The 20,751-nt window shown below is 39.1% G+C and carries 14 protein-coding genes; 6 read left to right on the top strand and 8 right to left on the bottom strand.

Features of this window, described 5'->3' with window-relative positions; genetic code table 11:
• The first annotated feature begins 174 nt into the window (after positions 1-174).
• Genes GQR87_RS02825 through GQR87_RS02815 form a run of 3 tightly spaced genes read left to right on the top strand, consistent with a single transcriptional unit; the run spans position 175 to position 2,895 of the window.
• Positions 175-1,521 carry a DNA-3-methyladenine glycosylase 2 family protein gene (locus GQR87_RS02825; protein WP_158966352.1) on the top strand — a complete coding sequence of 449 codons (1,347 nt, stop codon included), beginning with the start codon at positions 175-177 and terminating at the stop codon, positions 1,519-1,521.
• Positions 1,518-2,003 carry a methylated-DNA--[protein]-cysteine S-methyltransferase gene (locus tag GQR87_RS02820; protein ID WP_233267382.1) on the top strand — a complete coding sequence of 162 codons (486 nt, stop codon included), beginning with the start codon at positions 1,518-1,520 and terminating at the stop codon, positions 2,001-2,003. Before GQR87_RS02825 ends, GQR87_RS02820 begins: the two co-directional genes overlap by 4 nt.
• Complete coding sequence (locus GQR87_RS02815; RefSeq protein ID WP_158966350.1) at positions 1,993-2,895, top strand: DMT family transporter; 903 nt, start codon at positions 1,993-1,995, stop codon at positions 2,893-2,895. The genes GQR87_RS02820 and GQR87_RS02815 overlap by 11 nt, the downstream gene beginning before the upstream one ends.
• Here the strand turns inward: GQR87_RS02815 and GQR87_RS02810 are convergent.
• Entirely contained in the window at positions 2,882-4,306 is a 1,425-nt protein-coding gene (locus GQR87_RS02810; protein ID WP_158966348.1) for a sensor domain-containing diguanylate cyclase, read from the bottom strand. The genes GQR87_RS02815 and GQR87_RS02810 overlap by 14 nt on opposite strands.
• A gap of 271 nt (positions 4,307-4,577) precedes the next feature.
• On the opposite strand from GQR87_RS02810, the gene GQR87_RS02805 reads away from it, so the two are divergent.
• Positions 4,578-6,923, top strand: a complete 2,346-nt coding sequence (locus GQR87_RS02805; protein WP_158966346.1) for an agarase — start codon at positions 4,578-4,580, stop codon at positions 6,921-6,923.
• 171 nt (positions 6,924-7,094) lie between these two features.
• Entirely contained in the window at positions 7,095-8,453 is a 1,359-nt protein-coding gene (gene glmU / locus GQR87_RS02800; RefSeq protein WP_158966344.1) for a bifunctional UDP-N-acetylglucosamine diphosphorylase/glucosamine-1-phosphate N-acetyltransferase GlmU, read from the top strand.
• A gap of 21 nt (positions 8,454-8,474) precedes the next feature.
• Here the strand turns inward: glmU and GQR87_RS02795 are convergent, their stop codons facing one another.
• The 7 genes from GQR87_RS02795 to GQR87_RS02765 form a co-directional block, all read right to left on the bottom strand.
• Complete coding sequence (locus GQR87_RS02795) at positions 8,475-10,148, bottom strand: sulfatase (protein ID WP_158966342.1); 1,674 nt, start codon at positions 10,146-10,148, stop codon at positions 8,475-8,477.
• A 24-nt stretch (positions 10,149-10,172) separates the two neighbouring features.
• Positions 10,173-11,714 (bottom strand): LamG-like jellyroll fold domain-containing protein, encoded by a 1,542-nt coding sequence (locus GQR87_RS02790; protein ID WP_158966340.1) that lies wholly within the window; start codon positions 11,712-11,714, stop codon positions 10,173-10,175.
• Entirely contained in the window at positions 11,707-12,267 is a 561-nt protein-coding gene (locus GQR87_RS02785) for an RNA polymerase sigma factor (RefSeq protein ID WP_158966338.1), read from the bottom strand. Before GQR87_RS02785 ends, GQR87_RS02790 begins: the two co-directional genes overlap by 8 nt.
• Positions 12,268-12,291: 24 nt before the next feature.
• Positions 12,292-12,630 carry a hypothetical protein gene (locus tag GQR87_RS02780; RefSeq protein ID WP_158966336.1) on the bottom strand — a complete coding sequence of 113 codons (339 nt, stop codon included), beginning with the start codon at positions 12,628-12,630 and terminating at the stop codon, positions 12,292-12,294.
• Complete coding sequence (locus GQR87_RS02775) at positions 12,579-13,427, bottom strand: hypothetical protein (protein WP_158966334.1); 849 nt, start codon at positions 13,425-13,427, stop codon at positions 12,579-12,581. Before GQR87_RS02775 ends, GQR87_RS02780 begins: the two co-directional genes overlap by 52 nt.
• Positions 13,427-15,355: an FAD-dependent oxidoreductase gene (locus GQR87_RS02770; protein WP_158966332.1), complete on the bottom strand. Its 1,929-nt coding sequence runs from the start codon at positions 15,353-15,355 to the stop codon at positions 13,427-13,429. Before GQR87_RS02770 ends, GQR87_RS02775 begins: the two co-directional genes overlap by 1 nt.
• 192 nt (positions 15,356-15,547) lie before the next feature.
• The gene (locus GQR87_RS02765; RefSeq protein ID WP_158966330.1) at positions 15,548-19,267 is read right to left on the bottom strand and encodes a VCBS domain-containing protein; all 3,720 of its coding nucleotides are present in this window, start codon (positions 19,265-19,267) and stop codon (positions 15,548-15,550) included.
• A gap of 542 nt (positions 19,268-19,809) precedes the next feature.
• Between GQR87_RS02765 and GQR87_RS02760 the strand changes: the two genes are divergently transcribed.
• Complete coding sequence (locus GQR87_RS02760) at positions 19,810-20,739, top strand: polysaccharide lyase family 7 protein (RefSeq protein ID WP_158966328.1); 930 nt, start codon at positions 19,810-19,812, stop codon at positions 20,737-20,739.
• The last annotated feature ends 12 nt before the right edge of the window (positions 20,740-20,751 follow it).

Below are 20,751 nucleotides of genomic sequence, written 5' to 3'. Positions count from 1 at the left end.
CTATAAATTGATTAAAGAAAAATATAATGAACCCATTATCTACGTTGATAGCCCAGCGGATCAATGACTTTATAGTAACTAAGGTTAAATTCATCATACAGTACCGCTTTTATCGTATGCCACCATTAAAAACTAGGTAATATACAAGTTTCAAAATACAAAAAAGTTAAATGAATGAGTAATTACTATCAGCAAGCTCGACTCACTAGAGACCATAGGTTTGATGGTAAGTTCTTTATTGCGGTAAAAACTACCCATATTTTTTGTCGTCCAATTTGCCCAGCTAATCCTCCATTAGAAAAAAATGTCGAATATTTCCAGCTGGCAGAACAGGCCATTTTAGCCGGTTACCGTCCCTGTCTTCGTTGCAGACCCGACAGCGCACCTCATTCATATGCTTGGCAAGGCATAGATACAACAGTCAACAGAGCAGCCAAATTGTTGCGAGAACAGTCCGATATAAATATAGACAAGACCGCGATAAGGTTAGGCATTTCTACTCGATATTTAAGACAATTGTTTCAACAAAAAATTGGAATGAGCCCCAAACAATACCAATTATTTAATAAGATCTTATTTGCCAAACAACTATTACATCAAAGTGACTTAAGTATAGAAGAAATAGCCCAATCTTGTGGCTTTTCTTGTGCCCGTCTGTTACAACAAAATTTAAAAAAATTCACCCGTTTTACTCCAAGCCAACTTCGTCAAAATAAAAGTATTAAAATGAGTAAAACCATCAAACTAAACTTAGCTTTTCGCCCTCCTTATAATTGGTCTCAGGTTAGAGAATTCTTATTAACTCGAGCCATCAATAATATTGAATCGGTTAGCAAAAACAGTTATTCACGTAACTTTATTTCACACGGAAGTGCTGGAAATTTCACTGTATCTTATCAAAACGAAGACAACTATTTAGCTTTAGAAATTAATCTTGAAGACTTATCGCAGTTAAAGCCGATTGTTTCAAATATCACAAGAATTTTTGATCTTCATGCTGACAGCCAAGTTATTCAACAACAATTATCAGCTGCCGGCATTAAACCAGAATATATCCAAGATGGTTTGCGGTTAGCAGGCGTTTGGGATACCTTCGAAGCTGGGTGCAGAGCAATATTAGGCCAACAAATATCGGTAAAAGCTGCCATTAATTTACTCACAGTTTTATGTGAAAAATTAGGGACAAAACAGCAGTCTTGTTTATATTTTCCTTGCGCAGACTCAGTAGCAAATAGCTCGTTAGATTTCCTTAACATTCCGCAAAGTCGAAAACAGACATTAATTACGTTCGCTCAATATATGACACAAAATTCAAATCAAATTATTGATAACTGGATAGACATAAAAGGAATAGGCCCATGGACCATTGCTTATGCCAAAATGCGTGGTGAATCTTTGCCCGATATCTGGTTGGACAGCGACCTAGTGATTAAAAAACAACTAGCCCAACATAAAATCAATCCTGACTTAGCTAAACCTTGGCGTAGTTACCTCACTCTGCAACTTTGGAACATGGCATGAATACAATGATATTTACAGAATACCTAGAGACCAAGGTAGGTCTAGTCGAAGTACAAGCCAGTCTGCAAGGAATCACTAAGATTTGTTTTAGGCATAGCAAGGAAATGACAGAATTAGGCAATCAACATAGTCAAAATGCGTTAACCCAACTTGCAGAATATTTTGCCGGACAAAGAGCCAAATTTGATTTATCACTTGATACAAATGGCACTCTATTCCAACAGAAAGTCTGGCAGCAGTTGTTAACTATTCCAATTGGTGAAACCTGCAGTTATGCTGACATAGCCAACAAGATTAACAATCCCAAGGCGGTACGTGCAGTTGGCGCAGCTAATGGTAAAAATCCCATTGCCATAATAGTTCCTTGTCACCGAGTGATAGGCAGTAACGGCAGCCTAACTGGTTATGCCTGGGGCACACAGATCAAAGCAGATCTTTTAACACTAGAACAATCCTTTAGGCAACAACACAATGCAGTTTAAATACTTTTTAGAATTACTTTTGTTATCTGCAATTTGGGGGCTGTCTTTCTTATTTATGCGCACCACAACAGGTGAGTTCGGCCCTGTGATGTTAGTTACCGTAAGAACAGGTATTGCAGCATTAGCTTTGTTGCCGTTTTTTTTATACAAAAGATTACACCTTCAATTCAAATCTCAATGGCGGGCTATTTTCTTCGTTGGTTTAACCAACACTGCCATACCTTTTTGTTTATTCAGTTACAGCACTTATCATCTGGGCGCAGGTTATGCCTCAATTTTAAATGCCACAGCCCCAATGTTTGGGGCATTAGTCGGTTTTTTCTGGCTTAAAGATAACTTGGCTAAGATTGCCATATTCGGATTAGTGTTAGGATTTTGCGGAGTATTATTATTAAGTTTAAGCAAAACCTCCGAACAAGTAGGAAATGTATTTTTCCCAACTCTTGCCGCCCTAGGCGCTACGTTTTTTTATGGCCTGGCCGCCTGTTATTCAAAACGATACCTCAGAGGCGTCAGCTCACTTACCATAGCTGCAGGCAGTCAATACTGCGCATTATTGGTGTTATTTCCTATTAGTTTATTCTATTTACCAGCAGTCAATCCAAGCACTGAGAGTTGGCTACAGGTATTAGCTTTAGGTCTTTTTTGCACTGCACTAGCATACATAATGTATTTCAGGCTAATAGCCAATGTAGGGGCTGAAAGAGCTATTACTGTGGCTTACTTAGTCCCAGTATTTGGGGTCATTTGGGGAGTGGTTTTTCTCAACGAAACCGTAACACTTAGTATGTCAGTGGGGACTTCATTGGTTTTATTTGGCGTAGCCTTAACCACTGGGGTATTGCGTTTTACTAAACGAAATACCCATAAAACTGGCTCTAGTCAGACTTGATTAATTGCATTTTCACTAGGTTTCGTCCTTCGCGCTTAGCGACAAATAAAGCGTCATCAGCAGCAGAGATCACTTCCGACATAGGCCGTTGAATAGCAGTGAAAGACACACCAAAACTTGCTGTCATTTGAATAGAAGTAGAACCGGTAGTAATAGTCATAGCAGCCAATTTATGACATAAGCCTTGGCATATTTCTACTGCCTCATGAGGTCCAGTATTTGGCATCAATAAAATGAACTCTTCCCCCCCCCAGCGTCCAAGGAAATCAGATTCTCTTACTTCGCTTTGCAACATTTGAGCGATTTGACGTAACACTATGTCTCCCGCCTTTCTGCCATGCGTGTCGTTTATCGGTTTAAAGTTATCTAAATCAATCAACACTAAACTAACAGACTGCTGTTCGTACATCAGTTCTTCAAACTTCAATGTCATGTTACTTCGGTTCGACAACTCAGTTAAAATATCTATCTGTTTAATTTTTTGCATATCTTTTTTGAAATAATAAAGCAGATTATATATCAGCAAAAACAAACCAAAAATAATCGCCAATAAGGTCACTACACTGATAATAAAGCCACGGCTGATTTCAGTTTGTCGTGATTCTAAAGGCGTAATAAGATAAAGCGTCCAATCAAAAGGTTGAATATTTAATTCGGCAATTAAAGATTCTTTACCATCTACATCCAACAACAAATTGTTAAGAGAAGACGCTTGTTGAGTTTCATTTAAAGCTTGAAACCAAGGAAGATCGGTCAAGTTTTTAAAGGTAATACCTTGTACTAATAATTCAGGATCTGAAGTTAAAGTAATATCTTTATTTTGATCAACAAAAATAAAGTCATAGCCATATGCCTTTTTGTACTCGCTGAATATTTCAGTGAAACCATTCAGGCTTTTGCCCACACCAAAGACGCCTAGAAACTCATCATTTTCATTATATATTTTTAAATCGATATAAAATTGAGGATTCTGCCATTGACCTATATCTGCCATGGCTTTTTCTGGTTGTTCTTTATAGCGAAAATACCAATTTACTTTTTCTTCGTTTAATTCAATTCTTCTACCGGTTGAGTTGTATTGAATTCGACTGATTTCACTGGCAATAAAAAAGTTCAAATCAAACTCTTTATTTAACCGAGCTAACATAGCAAAAATTTCATCTTCTTTGCCTTGAGGATGATTCATTAACTCTTTAAGTTCACGAGCTTTAGCCAATGTTTGAGAAATATGCAAAGGTTGCATTAGTTGTTCGACTATCAACTTTACTGCTGGAGAGTGAGATTGTTGTTGAGCTCTGCTTTGCTCGGCAACTATATTAGATACGCTGATATGCACCAGAGTAACGATAGATACAACTACTACGGCAAACAGCATCAATATGCTTCGATGTAATGTACGGAATATATTCACAGGCAGCCTTGCTTTTTACTTGTCCACAATCAATTTGACAACTGGTCTAAAGAAAATCCAGACCAATATCCCATATACTAACTGAGAAATCATTTTTAGGGTAATCACTGTGAACATATTTCGTTATTTTAGCAATTCAACTTTAGTTGAATTTTAATGACTATAAACAATAAAACTGGTGTAAAAAAGAACATTGTTAACAGTTTACAAATATTTACAACAAGTTTAACATGCACCATATCATCTATAATTAACCAAGGAATTACTTCATATGAAGATCTCTTTTGGAAATTTATCAAGCGTGAAGTGCCTAACTTTATGTGCCATTTCTGTATTAATGAGTTGCAATAAAACAGACAATACGCACCCAGTCACGGCACAAAATGTTGATCCATTTAGCAACGAAAAGGTCATTTATTCATTAGTCGATTTTGATAGCAAACACCAGCAAGATTGGCTGCAATCAAATACTGCAAATTTTTCGTTAGCAAATAACAAAAATGGCAAAAGCCTAGCTGTCGAATTTTCCTCAAATGAAAATATTTCTTCATTAACTATTCAACCCGAAACCCCTTGGGATTTAAAAAGCTACCAAGATTACAACCTAGCTTTCGACGTCAACAACACTGGCGATGTCGCAGTACATTTATATTTATCTTTAGTAAACCCTGAAGGCGAACTACAAAAACGCTCTATTAGTTTACCAACCCATTATTCAGGTACTGTTTATTTTCCATTAAAAGGTGTTGAAGCAGAAACTGAAACTGGTTTATGGGGTGACGCGCCACCTTGGAAAACCAAAGATGATTTGATGGTATGGCGCTCTTGGCGAGCAGCACAAGTTAATTTAGAGACTATACAGTCTTTAACGTTTTCAGTTATAGGTGTGTTAGAAAATAAAAAAGTAGATATCGACAATATTCGACTTCGCCAAAATCCAGCAACTGAAAACGACTGGTCAGTAGGGTTAATTGATAAATTTGGTCAAAATGCCAAACTCGATACAGATCTAAAAATTAAAACAGAACAACAGCTCAAAGAAGCAGCAACAAAAGAATTAGCCGAGCTGGCCAAATCAACTGGTATGCCTAATCGCTCTAAGTTTGGTGGCTATACTGCAGGTCCTAAACTAGAGGCCACTGGATATTTTCGCACCGAAAAAGTAGATGGCAAATGGTGGATGGTTGATCCTGATGGCTACCTATACTTTTCTCATGGCCCTGCTAACGTGCGTATGGCTAATTTAACAACTATTACTGGTATCGATTATAAAGATCCTGCGATTCGAGTGTTCAGAGATGATGAAACTACCCCTGAAGATTCTATGGGTATCATCAAAATTGCCGATAGCATCAAACAAACAGCTTTTGTCACCTCTAGCGTTCGTAATAATATGTTTGAATGGTTGCCTAGCTACGATGATCCTTTAGCCGATCACTATAGTTACAGACGTTCAACACATAAAGGACCTGTTGCCCATGGTGAAACTTATAGTTTTTACCGCGCTAACCTAGAGCGTCGATATGGTGAAACAGAGCCTGAGTCTTATGTAAAACAATGGCATCAAGTCACTTTAGACCGTATGCGAGACTGGGGCTTCACCTCTTTTGGTAACTGGGTTGATCCTGCTTTTTATGAACATGAAGATAAAATCCCTTATTTTGCCAATGGTTGGATCATAGGTAATTTCAAAACCTTATCTGGTAAAACTAACCACTGGGGATTAATGCCTGATCCCTACGACCCTGTATTCAGTGAACGAGCCCAAGCGACTATTAGCGAAATAGCCGAAAATGTAAAAAGTTCACCTTGGTGCGTAGGCATATTTATTGATAATGAAAAAAGTTGGGGTGAACGAGAAGGCTCAGTAGAAGCACGATATGGCGTTATTCTTGACGCTTTATCTCAGTCTATTACTGACAGCCCAGCCAAAGCGGCCTTCACCAAACATTTAAGAAACAAGTATTCTTCTATAGAACAGATTAATCAAAGCTGGCAATTAGACCTTACAAATTGGTCAGAATTAGAAGATGGCATCACTTTTACTCAACACTCGGATGTTCTAGTCCAAGACTTATCAAAAATGTTAGAAATGTTAGGTGAACAATATTTCACAGTTGTGCACAACACCTTAGAACAAGTTTTACCTCATCATTTATATATGGGGGCTCGTATGGCTAACTGGGGCATGCCTGACGAAATTATTAAAGCTTCGCTAAAATATTCAGACGTACTAAGTTTTAATATTTATGAAGAAGGCGTACAAGAGGATTTCTGGAAGTTCTTAGAAAAAGTAGACTTGCCTGTCGCTATTGGCGAATTCCATATAGGCACAGCCACCGACTCTGGCATGTTTAATCCGGGGATCGTGCACGCTGCCAATCAAACTGAGCGAGCCACTATGTATAAAAAATACATGGAAAGTGTTTTAAACAAATCTTATATGGTGGGTGCTCATTGGTTTCAATACGTAGATGAACCTATTAGTGGTCGCTCTTTCGATGGTGAAAATGCCAACATAGGTTTTGTTACGGTAGCTGACATCCCCTATCCTGAACTTACTCAGGCAGTAAAAGACGTCACTTCAACTATGTACCAAAAACGCTACGGTAAATAAAAGCTCTCCCAACCCAGAGTTATACATTATGCAAGTGTATGACGCTGGGTTTCTTTTCATCTGAATAAATAACTGATAATCATAATTTAATTCCCCTCTATTATTATTCAACCATGACTTATCTATTGAGATTGGTATAAAATACCGCCAGCATTTTTCTCAAGGATATTTATGGCATTTTCAGTAGTGGTTTTAGCGGCAGGAAAAGGAACGAGAATGAAATCATCTCTTCCTAAGGTATTACATCCAATTGGTGGCAAACCTATGGTGCAACGCATCATAGACACAGTAAATACAATAGGCGCACGCTCGATAAACCTTATTTATGGCCATGGCGCAGAGCAATTACAAAGTGCCCTGCAACACAATACATTAAATTGGTGTTTACAGGCTGAACAACTCGGCACAGGCCACGCGGTACAACAAGCCGTACCACATATCTCTGATGACGAAGATGTGCTTATTTTGGTAGGTGATGCACCACTGATTAAACCCACTACGCTAGAGCAATTGATTGCTATTAAACAAAATGCAGATTTAGCATTATTAACGGTACATCTAGATGATCCCACAGGCATGGGTCGAATTATCCGTGAAGGCGATCAAGTCACAGCTATAATAGAACACAAAGACGCCACAGCTGAGCAAAGACAAATCACTGAAATCAATACTGGCATGATGATCATGGCCGGTTCTGATCTAAAACGTTGGTTGGCTAATTTAAACAGCAATAATGCTCAAGGGGAGTTTTATTTAACCGATGTTATCGCAATGGCTGCTGCCGAAGGTAAAGTGATTAAAGCTTCACATCCTAGTTCAGCTATCGAAGTTGAAGGTATCAATAATCGTATGCAACTGGCCAATATTGAGCGTGCATTTCAATTCGAACAAGCTCAGGCCATTATGGCTCAAGGTGTGAGTTTTAGTGATCCCCACAGATTTGACTTACGCGGTGAATTAACTGTTGGCCAAGATATCAATATTGATATCAATGTAGTGATCAAAGGTAAAGTCAACATAGGCTCAAACGTGAATATTGGCCCGAATTGTATATTGATTGATTGTGATATTGCCCAAGGAGCCAATATAGAAGCGAACTCAATTATAGAACAAGCACAAGTAGGTGAAAATTGTAATGTAGGCCCATTTGCTCGTTTACGTCCAGGGGCGGTGATGCATCAAAATGCGAAAGTGGGTAACTTTGTAGAAATGAAAAAAACCATTTTAGGCAAAGGCTCTAAAGCCAACCATTTTACTTACCTAGGCGATACAACTGTGGGCGAAGGAGTCAACATAGGTGCGGGAACTATCACCTGTAACTATGATGGTGTGAATAAATTCAAAACCACTATAGGTGACGGCGCATTTATTGGCTCAAATAGCTCATTAGTTGCACCGACCACAATAGGTAAAAATGCCACTGTGGGAGCAGGCTCAATCATCACAAAATCCATTGAAGACGGTGAATTAGCCATAGCACGGGCCAAACAACGTAATATTGGTGGTTGGGAACGTCCCACGAAAAAATAATTGTCAAAAACAATGTCGCAACTAAATAGCTGCGGCATTATTTTGTAACTTTAAACTCACCTTAAGTTCAGCTAACAATTTTTCAATTAATTCAGGTTTGTGATCTGCAATATTGTTAGTTTCTAGCGAATCGTTTTGATGATCATATAATTCCATATATAGGGGCTTCTTAGCGATATCTCGAGAATCCAACCAAGCAATAAATCGATACTGGTCAGTGCGCATCGAGTAACCCATTAAGTGGTGCTCAAATAACTCTCGATCCCATAGCTCTGAAAATTGAGTTTTAATTTTATCTTCAACTTGCACAATCAGTTCACCAAAATATGTTTCACGCATCCCAGATCTTAGTGGATAAGCCCCCCACTCTCTTAAGGCTGGTGAAGGAAATTGGCTAAAGGCCGCAGTTTTCCAAGGAAAATTAGGCTGCGAAAGCAATTTAACCATACTTTTACCTTCTAATGTTTGAGGGGTGGGTAACCCAGCCAGCTCAACTAAAGTGGGATATATATCCACCAATTCCACTAAGGCATTTGACTGACCTTCTTGAGCTTTTTTACGCGTGTCTGGGGTTGAAAAAATTAGCGGGACACGGGTGGCTATTTCATAATTGCTAGCTTTCCCCCAAATACCCATTTCCCCTAGGTGGTAACCGTGATCACTCCACAAAACAAAAATGGTGTTGTCTAACATTTGTTGTTTCTCTAGTGACTCAATTAACTTACCTATCTGTGCATCCACATAGCTAATGCAAGCCAAATAAGCATGCTTAAGGTTATCGGCTAAATCAGCAGAAATAGGTCCTGTATTTGGTACATCAGAAAAAGTCCGCAATTCGAAAGATGCGTGAATGCCCATGCTGGCACCTGCCACTGGCGGTATTTTATTTTGTGCTTGTTGAATGTCACTTGACTGGTACATATCCCAATATTTTTTAGGGGCAATCCAAGGCAAATGGGGTTTATTCAAACCAAAACCAAAAAAGATCGGCTTATCCGAGCTGGTACGCATATTGGTGATGGTTTCAATAGCTAATTCAGCATTGAACCCATCGATATATTGATTATCTGCCACATTTGCTCCTTCAGAGGCAGGCCCTCGACCTAAACCGTATTTAGCTTGCTCTCCATACTTGGCGACCATTTTTTTACGGTTACTTAGTTGTAGCTGTCTGTTTTTTGCTATCGCATATGTGTCTGGACGTTGAGTGCCATCAGCTAACTGTTTATTATTCACCTGCCAATTCCATGACTTATCATCGTCTTTATCACCGTGATGAAATATTTTTCCTACATAAGCGGCGTTGTAACCTTGTTGGGCAAAATATTGTGGCAATGTAACTAAGTTACTAAACTTGTCTCTAAACTTAATATAATTATGAGTCACGCCAACAGTATTAGGCCGTAATCCTGTCATGACACTAGCTCTAGATGGCCCACAAATTGGAAATTGGGCATAGGCTCTATTGAAGGTTACGCCTTGTGCTGCCAACTTATCGATATTGGGGGTTTTCGCTAAGTTATCGCCGTAAACGCCGTAAACGCCGTAAACGCCTAACATAGGTCGTAAGTCATCAATGGCAATAAAAATCACATTAGGTGGCTGATTTTTGGTGGATAATTCTTGTGCTGAAACAAGGCTAAACAAACACGCTATCCAACCTATCACCAAGGTGTGAATACAGATTCTTAACATACTATTTCTCACTATTTTTATTATTTAATTAAATTTATTGCTAGTCATCAGCTTCAAAACTTGTTGACGCTGTAAGGCCGAGTCAAAAATATACACTTCGTCAACAGCTCCTTTAAAAAATCGGTGTTTTTGCTCAGAATTATTTAAGTTTTTATAAGCGATGTTACGACCCATTCTCAGGGGTTGTGATTCTTGATGCTTTAATTCAGTAAACACTTTAGCAATAGATTTTCTTGAGGTTTTTTCTAATACACCATCCACGTAAATCAGTACATGAGTAGCGAGGTTGGCATGTTCTCCACCAAACAAAACCACAGCTATGTGGTGCCACTCATCATCTCGTAAATCTGTAGTACCAATAATTTCACCATGGTTGGTACCAATCCTAATCCGCCCCAACGGGCCTAATTCTTCTGATGGATTAGGTGAAATTTGCCACGCAGACAACACTTCTGGTAAACCCCAACTTACGATGCCATAGCCATTATTTACCGAAAAGGTTTTCGGTACTTTCACCCACATAGCAACCGTTCTTGGTTTATTGCCTTCAATACCCTTAAACTCAGTTTCTAACCAATTATTGATACCGTCAAAAGACATACCTTGACCATATTTACCTTCAATCAAACGTTGATTTATATCCCGTTTATCTAAGGTTTTATATTCAGCATAATAACAACGCCCTTGAATACCTGGGCCTTGGCAAACAAATTTGTTGCCTTGTTTATTATCAAACGACCAATGTAAATAGGCGGGATTGTCAATCGAATGTCCAGGTAATACCCGCATAAAAAGATGTGGCTGGCTTTTTATGATACGCACTTGTTGATCACCACTAAATATTCGCCCCTGATTTTCAATCAGATGCTCATAAGACAAACTTTTGTTAGCACGAACTTTTATTTCACCTTCTAAAACATGAACTTGTGAATCACCTGACTTATCAACAGCTACGCCAAATTCAGTGCCTAAATCGACAATTTCTGAACTAGGCGTTAATACCTCAAAACCAATGGCTTGTTGGGGCACTTTAGCCACTAAACGACCTTCCAATAATTCAACTTGATCGACAGTGTTTATATTTAGCTCTAGTGGTGCTTCTAACACTAAAATCACCCCGTTTTTTAGTTCTAATTCGGCATAACCTTTAGATAAACTAAAGCGACCTTTATTAATAAACTCTCCGTCGTTCAGTTCGTTTTGTTGATAACTCGCCCCAGCGGTATTAACTATTATTCCGAGGTTTTCGGTGGAATTTAAATAGAAAATAAAAATCAAACACATTGCAGCAAAAGACGCACACAATGAGAAGAATTTTCGATTGAAACTCGAATACACCACCTTAGCTGTTACGGGTTTATTGGTCATAAAATTGCTTTCGAAATCATCTATAAACTGCTCATCAGACTTAGCCAACAAGACATGTTTTAGAATACGTTCAAAAGCGACATCTTCAGCCAATTGTTGCCTAAGTTGAGGCGAAGTTTTACATGCTTCAATCAATTCATTTTCTAACTTTTCACCAGCCAAATAGGCTGCGATCAAAGCCTGATGTTGTTTATTCATTATTGGCTCCTAACCGTTGGGTAACACACTTTTTAAGAGCGTCGCGAATACGGTATAAACGCATAGTGATAGTGGAGTGTTTATCTCCAGTCAGTTTGCTTAGTTGTTGAATGGATTGATTTTTAAAGTAATACAAATCCAATACTTGTTGCCATTTTTTATCTAGTTCTGCTTGGCAAACTTTAAGGGCCGAAATCGAATCGACTGACGAATCAAACAGAGTAAGTTCTTCAATACCTGCAGTGATTAATTCATCTAACTGGTTGTCACAACCTTGCTTGCAAGGATCAAATTTTCGTTCGTGATTACGTAATAAATTTAGGGCAATACCACATAACCAAGAATTAAAGAGATCGGTGTTTTGCAGTTGATTTATTTTAGTAAAAGCTAAGATAAAAGCCTCTTGAGCAATATCATCAACATCTGGTTGATAACGACTACGAGAGGCAATAAAAGCACGCACCCTAGATTGATTAATACGCACTAACTTACAATAAGCCTGTTTGTCTCCCTGCTGGGCTAACAATATCAATTCAAGCTGTGAGCTATTCACTCATTGAATCCTTGTAGAACACATTTAAAGTCGCTCCCAATTGGTTTGATAAAATCTCTTCAGTTCATCCTGTTCATTGTTTGGTAATGGATAATCACTTAACAACCAATATACTCCTCGTGCTTTGAGAAAACTTTGGTCTTTTAGAATTGAAGTGAGTGTTATTAAGACTTCCTCAGGTAACAGCGAATAATTGGCGAGCATGGTCAAAATAGAACTTGATAGTTGAAAATCATCAGCATGAGCAAGAGAATTAGCTAACGCTAGGCTCAACTCAGCAGATGGTTCTAGTTTAGATTTGTCTATTGATTCTAAGGTAGCAAGTGCCAATGCGGTATTCTCTTGATGCAAAAAACTAAGCACAGACTCTCCTGATACTGATGTTTAGGTAAGGCTTCAATATAATTCATAATGTTAGGATACAAAGCCACTTGATGCAGCAACTCACCACCGGTAATCACAGCACGGGTTTGATCGTCAACAAAGCCTATTCTGGTTAATTGCTCTAAAGCGAATATCTGGTAAGTTAAGTCAGTATGGGTTAACAAAGCAGCGGTTAGCTCTGTTAAGGAATGTTGCTTGCCCGATATATCACGGATAACTTGGCTTAGCTCACCATTAGCATAATGCCATAAAGTGTAACAAGTCCAAATAGCCCCTTTGACTGTATCCTCATTATGAATGCTCACAGTAGCGCCCGACAAGGCATCGACTACATTGCCCCCTCGATTCTGATTCACCAATTCTGCGGGATAAAGTTCGGCTAATCCAGAAGAGGGATTACGTAAAATACCATCAAGCTTTATATAATCTTGCTGTTCAAAGTCTTCTGCGTTGCCTTTTTCTAAACGGATATTATCTGCTAATTCAAATTTTTGATAAACGCCCAACTCATCCCAAAAAATGCGAACCTTGTCTAACTTACAGACATTTTCACCACAAAAGACAGAATTTACATCCATATAGAATTCTGTTTCTCCTTGGCTATTTTTGCCTTCATATAAACTAGCTTGTATTGGTTTTTTACTTTTATTACCTTTGTGATTAAAGCTAACCGAATGTTTTACCGTATCAGAATCTGCATTCTGGCATGCCACTAAAAAAAGCAGGCAATTCATCATAAAGGCACAAACAATAACAATAACAAGCAAGCTCTTCATTAGGCATAAGCCCTAATTTCAAATAATTTTGCTGTAGGTTTGCCGTAAGTTTCTACCACCTTAATTTTAATTGCACTGGTAGTGACACTGGCAAATTTAAACTTGATCAAGCGAGTACGATTATCGGTAATTTGCCCTACTTTCACCCAGCGGCCATTTATTCGCGCTTCCAAACTTAATGATTTAAGCATTTCTGCTGGCACGCTGTTAGCGTAATGCTCGTCATCTTTTGAGTCTTTTCTCATCATAATATTGCGCTTCACATTGGTGTCGCACTTAATTTCTAATTGTGAAAGACTCACTGGCTCTAACCATTCAAGTTGCACATCAGCAGGTAACCCTTTGGATTGCCAATGGTGGACTTTTCCGTCTATATCTCTTGACCAACCATTAGTCAGTAAATTCACATCTCCTGACTGAGTCGATGAAGCCACTAAAGCGGCTGCTTTTTTGGCTAAATCAGCGGGATCTTTTGCAGCACGCTTAGGAATAAATACATCGTCTCGCATTAGCTGTTCTTGCAACTCATTAATATGAGACTGATATATTTTTCTTGGCAGAACATTTTTTTGCACACATAAATGCCCGGCAGTCCCCACTGCTTGTCCCATTAAGGCACATGTCGCCATGATCCTTGAAGACGCTAAAGCAATATGGGTTTGACTGACATTTCGCCCAGCAAATAATAGATTAGGGATATTCTTAGAATATAAAGAGCGAAAAGGCACTTGATACACTTCATCAAAATGAGCATGAAATATAGTCGGCGCCAAATGAATGTTTTCCATACCACCCGGGTTATGTTCATCAATGCCCCAACCACCAAATGCTACTGCGTCTGCAAAATGTTTTAGCCCTGTTAAATCTTTTTCTGAGTGAATGTAGTCACCAATAAATCTTCGTGACTCGCGCCTAGATGGTAACGAACCAACCCAATCTAAAGCTAAGTTTGCTGATTCTGGAAATTTACCGGAGTTTTTAATGTAATCCCAAACACCATGTAAATAGCCCATTAATTTATGCCGATTTATTTCTTGGTCGGCAATAATGTCATCATCACTGCCTACTTCAATCCACCATATACCTTCATGGTAAGCATTGAACTTACGTCTTTTATGGGCATTTTCAGCATCAAATTTAATCGCCCATGATGGCGCAGTATAAGGAATAGGTTTACCCATATCTTTAGCCGACATAAGTAAAGATGCCCCCATTTGCCAGCCGTCAGGCTGATCTGGTGCAAAGGTTTCATTAAACTCACTTTTACCTTCTCGCCCTGTGCGATACTCAGCTCCTGCTTTAGCGGCAACTAATCCATCACCCGAGCAATCAATAAATAACTTAGCTTTTAAAACTAGCTCTTTTTCTGTGGTTAATTGCCAACACTTTACCGATGCAATTTGATCTCCCCGCATTTGGACATCTATGCCTTGGGTATTCAGCATTAATTCTATATTAGGTTCACGCATCACAAAGTCATACAACACATGATCCCAAACAGGAAAAGACTCTTGAGGGTTTTCAAATCGATTGTGTAATAACATTTCTTCAATAATGCCAGTTTCACGTTCTGCTAAGCCGGTTTTTAAACGATTTACCCCATTCAAATGTACGCGCATTTCACTTGAGGCATTCCCTCCTAATACAGGTCTGTCTTGCACAAGTGCCACTTTCGAACCGAGTCTAGCAGCCGAAACAGCAGCACAGATGCCTGCCGCTCCACCACCTAATACTACTAAGTCATATTCATGTTCTTCGTAACGCTTAGGTACGCCTTTTTTGCCTGTACCTAAATGATACCAATCATCTAACTCTCGCTCGCCTAAGCCAGTTGTTGACTGGCAATTATTCGCAGACAAAGCCGTTGGAGAAAAGCCTGCTGTAACTAAACCTGCGGTACCTAACTTAAAGAATTGGCGTCTTTTCATTGTTGAACTCTTATTGGTCTTTTTGACTGTATAAGAGTAAGTGTGCAGATCGACTTCAATGACACAAAATAAATTTAATTTATTTTTTAAAGGAATAAAAAAAGCCCTTAAAACATTACACCTTAAGGGCTTTCGCACACATTTTCACTAATGTGTCACTCAACTAATGCGTGACCTATCTATCTGTCAATACTAGTCTTCAACTGCCACAACTGCTTCAGAAGTAGCTGAAGCATAAGGGTCTTGATCCAAATCGTGACCATCTGCGTAGCTTTCAAAATCATCTTCAAACACTAAAGTAGTACCTGCAGTGTCTGAATAGATAGCTATATCATCTACTTTAAATGTGCTCTCTGGAGCTAAAGCGGCATCATTATCAGACAGTCTAAATGCTATTGCAGTAACACCACCAATTGCCGCGTCTCCAGATGTAATCGTTTCAGTTGTAACTGCTACACCGTCAATACTAACCGTTATTTTTGGCGGCGTATCAGCATCGACAGCTTCCCACGTTATTTCAACATCTTGCCATGTGTCAGGAGTAAATGCGTTAGAAATTACAAGGTCATCTTGATCACGTAACTGAAAATTACTTGTTCTAATACGTAAGTCAGCAATAGCACGACCACTGGATGTACTATTCTGACTGTTGAACAAAGTAATGTAGGCATCTTTGTTATCAGTGTCGGTATCTTGCGGGTTAATGTTAGTAGTATTTGCTGCTTTGTTAAAAGCTGCTGTAAGCTTACCGGTTAGTTGAGCTTCAGGTAAGGTATATCTAAGTTCACCGGTATCACCATCATTTGATTCGCCTTGAACTGTTTCTCCTAAAGTATCAGTTATTTTTGCCATTTTATTACCACTCACACCAGGTCCTGACGCTTGATTACCTGCAATGGTTTCAACTACCGCTTCAGAAGTAGCTGAAGCATAAGGGTCTTGATCCAAATCGTGACCATCTGCGTAGCTTTCAAAATCATCTTCAAACACTAAAGCAGTACCTGCAGTGTCTGAATAGATAGCTATATCATCTACTTTAAATGTGCTCTCTGGAGCTAAAGCGGCATCATTATCAGACAGTCTAAATGCTATTGCAGTAACACCACCAATTGCCGCGTCTCCAGATGTAATCGTTTCAGTTGTAACTGCTACACCGTCAATACTAACCGTTATTGTTGGCGGCGTATCAGCATCGACAGCTTCCCACGTTATTTCAACATCTTGCCATGTGTCAGGAGTAAATGCGTTAGAAATTACAAGGTCATCTTGATCACGTAACTGAAAATTACTTGTTCTAATACGTAAGTCAGCAATAGCACGGCCACTGGATGTACTATTCTGGCTGTTGAACAAAGTAATGTAGGCATCTTTGTTATCAGTGTCGGTATCTTGCGGGTTAATATTAGTAGTATTTGCTGCTTTATTAAAAGATGCAGTAAGCTTACCGGTTAGTTGAGCTTCAGGTAAGGTATATCTAAGTTCACCGGTATCACCATCATTTGACTCGCCTTGAACTGTTTCTCCTAAAGTATCTCGAATAACGGCAACATTATTTGCACCTGTATTTACAACGACAGTACCTGAAATTGTAATCACCAATTCTGCAGTCGTGCCATCAAAGGACTCTATGGTAAATGTATCAATTTCACTCTCACCCACGACTAATGCCGCAATAGTTTGGTTGTTAGCATCTAACGTGTATGTCCAAGACCCATCTTCAAAAATATCTAAAGCACCGTACATACCCATTAGAGCTGACTCAACAATAAAGGCTTCACCATCATCAGGATCAAATACACTTACGGCACCAGTTGACGTAGCTTCATCACCGCTAATTCTTCCGGTTAGATCAAGGATAGAAGCTGGAGTCGGCTCCGTGCCATCCCCCACATCATACACAACTACCTCAGAATACACGGATTCTTTGTAAAGGCTGGTACTTCCGTCCAAGGTTTCACCTTCAGTATAACTTTCAAAATCATCTTCAAATACCATTACCGTGCCAGCAGTATCTGAATACACTGCAATGTTATCTACAAAGAAAGAACCAAAAGGAATCGTTCTATCGTTATCACCAAATCTGAATTGAATCGATTGAATACCGTCAACAAACCACTGGTCTAAGTTTACGAAATCAGAATCAACTACTGCAGCAGTAGAGAAAGCTCCACCACCAATCACTTCACCATCAATACTAACGGTTATTTGTTCAGTAGCATCTAAGTCCCAAGTAATTTCAACATCATAGAATTGCCCTTCGACGAAAGGTGCAGTGATCATGTCACCTGAGTAAGTGCTACTATCAGTATTTCGAACAAAGAATCTTGGCGCAATGGGATTGTCATTACCATCAGTTTGATTTCCTTGAATACGTAAATCAATCAATGACTCAGATGAGCTACCTGATGAACCGTAAAGGGTAATATAAGCATCTTTGATGTTGCCATCACTACCAAGTGCAACTTCTTTCGAGAAAGATGCAGTTAACTTACCTTGACGTAAGTCTGCTACGTCAAATTTAATTTCACCAGTATCGCCACCTAAATCAGAAATTTTAACCACTTGGGTAAGCGCTGCAACACGAATTGCAATTTCAGCTATAGTGCCGTCGATCGATGTAATAGTGACTAAATCGTTGACCGAATTACCTAACTCAAGGTTAGCTACAGTATCGTTTGTTACGTCTACCGTATATGACCAACTACCGTCAGCTGTAATGCTGAAAGAACCATAATCAAGGGCCACATCAGTTTGAATAATGATCGCGTCTTCTTCAAAGTTTGGATCGGTAACCGTCACCATACCTGTTAATGGATCGGTGGCGGTATTGTTCACTGTACCGGTCAACATGCCTTCTATAATGGCAGTGACTGGCTCATTGTTATAGCCAGCGGCCGCACCAATTGTGTCAAGTAAAGACTCTTTAACATCATTAGCTACATTAGAAGTTGTTTGCAGGTTCGTTTGCGCCAACTCCAAAGCATCTAATGTAATATCTGAAAATGTACCATCCGCCAAGTCTTCGCGGATACCCGCGATAACTGTCGCTATATCTTTAGTGGTATCGTCATTATCTAGCTGCGAAATAAGAGCAAGCACAGAACCATATCGATCTGCATTTTCAGCACCATCCGCCCCAAGCGCATCAACACCTACTACAGTAGGCGCCACTTCGGTTATATCAAAGCGTATACCAAATCTTAGGTTGATTGCTGCTGCTTCGGTTGCAAAATTATTTAAATTTGTACCAGCGGCTTGCACAGCCATTTCAGTTAATGGCGAGACTACATAAGATGGAGCGGGTGTTTCAGAATCACCTTTTACTAAATTCAAAACAGCTCGTAATTCAGGAGCATCTAATGTTTCACCAGTTGACTCATCGCTATAGGTTCCGCCGTTACAAGCCACTAAACCCGTGCCCTTAAAATGCACATCACTAAATACCACTGCGCCTGCTGCGCCTGACGTTGCACTAGCATGAGCAGGAGTAACTGCAGCCCCGTTATCATCCACCGCAAAAAGTTCACAATTTGCTCCGCTAACTGGCCCTTTCATTATATTGGCAGTTACGTTTAGTGTGGGGAGTATAACCGTTGTAGAGGCATTAACCCCTTGCATGAAACCAGCTTGGTCAGTATATAAAGCAGAAGCCGTTATGACTGAATCTTCGTCAGCTTCGGTAATAGTGTAAGAATTGCCGGTTGCACCTGTTGACCATAAATAACTAACCGTTTCATCTACAATACCGTCTGGATCACTTAATTTTGTAGTTAGTGTGGCCCCAGCTATAAAATCGTTACCCACAATTTCGATGGCACCGTTACTATTACCTTCCAACTTAGAAGTGTCGTCGGATCCACACCCGGTTAAGGCTGCCACAACGGCTATGGGTATTAATGAGTTCTTAAACATGCATTCTACTCCTGAAAACTTTTACTTATAAAATGGCGCCGATATAGGAAGCCAACGGTAAATGTATTTATAATGTAAACCAAATTGGTATGTCATGAAAGCAGTTTGTTAAGCTTTTTGGTAATACCAATATGTAATTTAAAAGCGAATTAAACGTTTAAATAAGCTGATTACGAATATCAAAAGGAACCCAAACAAGGTCTAAAATAAAATTAAAACCTCGTAATCAGTGGGATAGAGGTACTTTAAGCCTTACCTTTCATTGGCAGAAAAGACTAAATATTAACAACGTCCACTACACCTAAACGTACTCATTAAGACAAAATCAATTTAATAATTTAACTAGTTTTAATTACTTATTATAGAAAAGACTTCATCTACCTTATATGGTTACCACCAAACCATTTACTTTACCAATTAATCAAAATAAACATAACCAATTAAAAACACCCATTATCAACTCGAGCTTACCAGTTGGTTTTTATGCAATACTGATAAGATAAAATTAACTATTCAGTAACAATTTTTTAAAAGGTTTAAATATGTCTTATTCAAAGCAGGCTATCTGCACGACACTTCTTTATTTCATGGTAAGCGGTGTTATCAGTGCAAACGAAACAAGAGCACTTGATCCCAAAGCTCCACCAGGACATAACTTTGATCTGTTAGATTGGAATATCAGTTTACCAATAGACACCAATAAAGATGGAAAGGTAGATACCATCCCTGAAGCATATTTAGAGAAAGGTTTTCAAATTGCCCCCTACTTTTACACCAGAGAAGATGGCGGCATGGTATTTACCGCTTTTGTTGATGGGGTGAAAACCTCAAAGAACACTAAATACACCCGTACAGAACTCCGTGAGATGTTAAGACGGGGAGATAATCGCGTAAAAGTACAAGGAGTGACTAAAAACAATTGGATATTTAGCTCAGTACGAGGTCAAGAACATCGTAAAGCGGGTGGTATTGACGGCAGATTAGAAGCCACAGTCGCAGTAAATAATGTCACTATTACCGGTAAACCTTCGCAAGTAGGTCGGGTGATTATTGGTCAGATTCATGCAAAAGACGATGAACCAGCAAGATTGTATTATCGAAAATTACCCAACAACACTAAAGGTGTCGTTTATCTGGCTCACGAACCAAGAAAAGGCGATGAGCAATATTATGAGTTTAACGGTTCACGATCGAGTAATGCTAAAGATCCAGTAGACGGCATAGCGCTAGGTGAAAAATTTAGCTACATAATTGATGTGCTAGACAACACATTAACCGTCACTCTTAGCCGCGAAGGTAAAGCAGATATTACTCACGTAGTCGATATGAAAGACAGCGGTTACCACAAACGTGATCAGTACATGTACTTTAAAGCAGGTGTGTACAATCAAAATAACTCTGGCGATCCCAAAGACTATGTTCAAGCAACCTTTTATCGTCTAAAAAACAGTCATAAAGGTTATGAGCACTAATAATAAAAGCAG

Source organism: Paraglaciecola sp. L3A3, from assembly GCF_009796765.1.
GTDB lineage: Bacteria > Pseudomonadota > Gammaproteobacteria > Enterobacterales > Alteromonadaceae > Paraglaciecola.
Note: the sequence above shows the minus strand (reverse complement) of the source record. Positions and strands in the feature narration are given on the sequence as shown.

Coding starts and splice junctions, on each gene's coding strand:
- GQR87_RS02825 (WP_158966352.1), top strand. CDS start 175: ATGAGTAATTACTATCAGCAAGCTCGACTCACTAGAGACCATAGGTTT.
- GQR87_RS02820 (WP_233267382.1), top strand. CDS start 1,518: ATGAATACAATGATATTTACAGAATACCTAGAGACCAAGGTAGGTCTA.
- GQR87_RS02815 (WP_158966350.1), top strand. CDS start 1,993: ATGCAGTTTAAATACTTTTTAGAATTACTTTTGTTATCTGCAATTTGG.
- GQR87_RS02805 (WP_158966346.1), top strand. CDS start 4,578: ATGAAGATCTCTTTTGGAAATTTATCAAGCGTGAAGTGCCTAACTTTA.
- glmU (WP_158966344.1), top strand. CDS start 7,095: ATGGCATTTTCAGTAGTGGTTTTAGCGGCAGGAAAAGGAACGAGAATG.
- GQR87_RS02795 (WP_158966342.1), bottom strand. CDS start 10,148: ATGTTAAGAATCTGTATTCACACCTTGGTGATAGGTTGGATAGCGTGT.
- GQR87_RS02790 (WP_158966340.1), bottom strand. CDS start 11,714: ATGAATAAACAACATCAGGCTTTGATCGCAGCCTATTTGGCTGGTGAA.
- GQR87_RS02775 (WP_158966334.1), bottom strand. CDS start 13,427: ATGAAGAGCTTGCTTGTTATTGTTATTGTTTGTGCCTTTATGATGAAT.
- GQR87_RS02770 (WP_158966332.1), bottom strand. CDS start 15,355: ATGAAAAGACGCCAATTCTTTAAGTTAGGTACCGCAGGTTTAGTTACA.
- GQR87_RS02765 (WP_158966330.1), bottom strand. CDS start 19,267: ATGTTTAAGAACTCATTAATACCCATAGCCGTTGTGGCAGCCTTAACC.
- GQR87_RS02760 (WP_158966328.1), top strand. CDS start 19,810: ATGTCTTATTCAAAGCAGGCTATCTGCACGACACTTCTTTATTTCATG.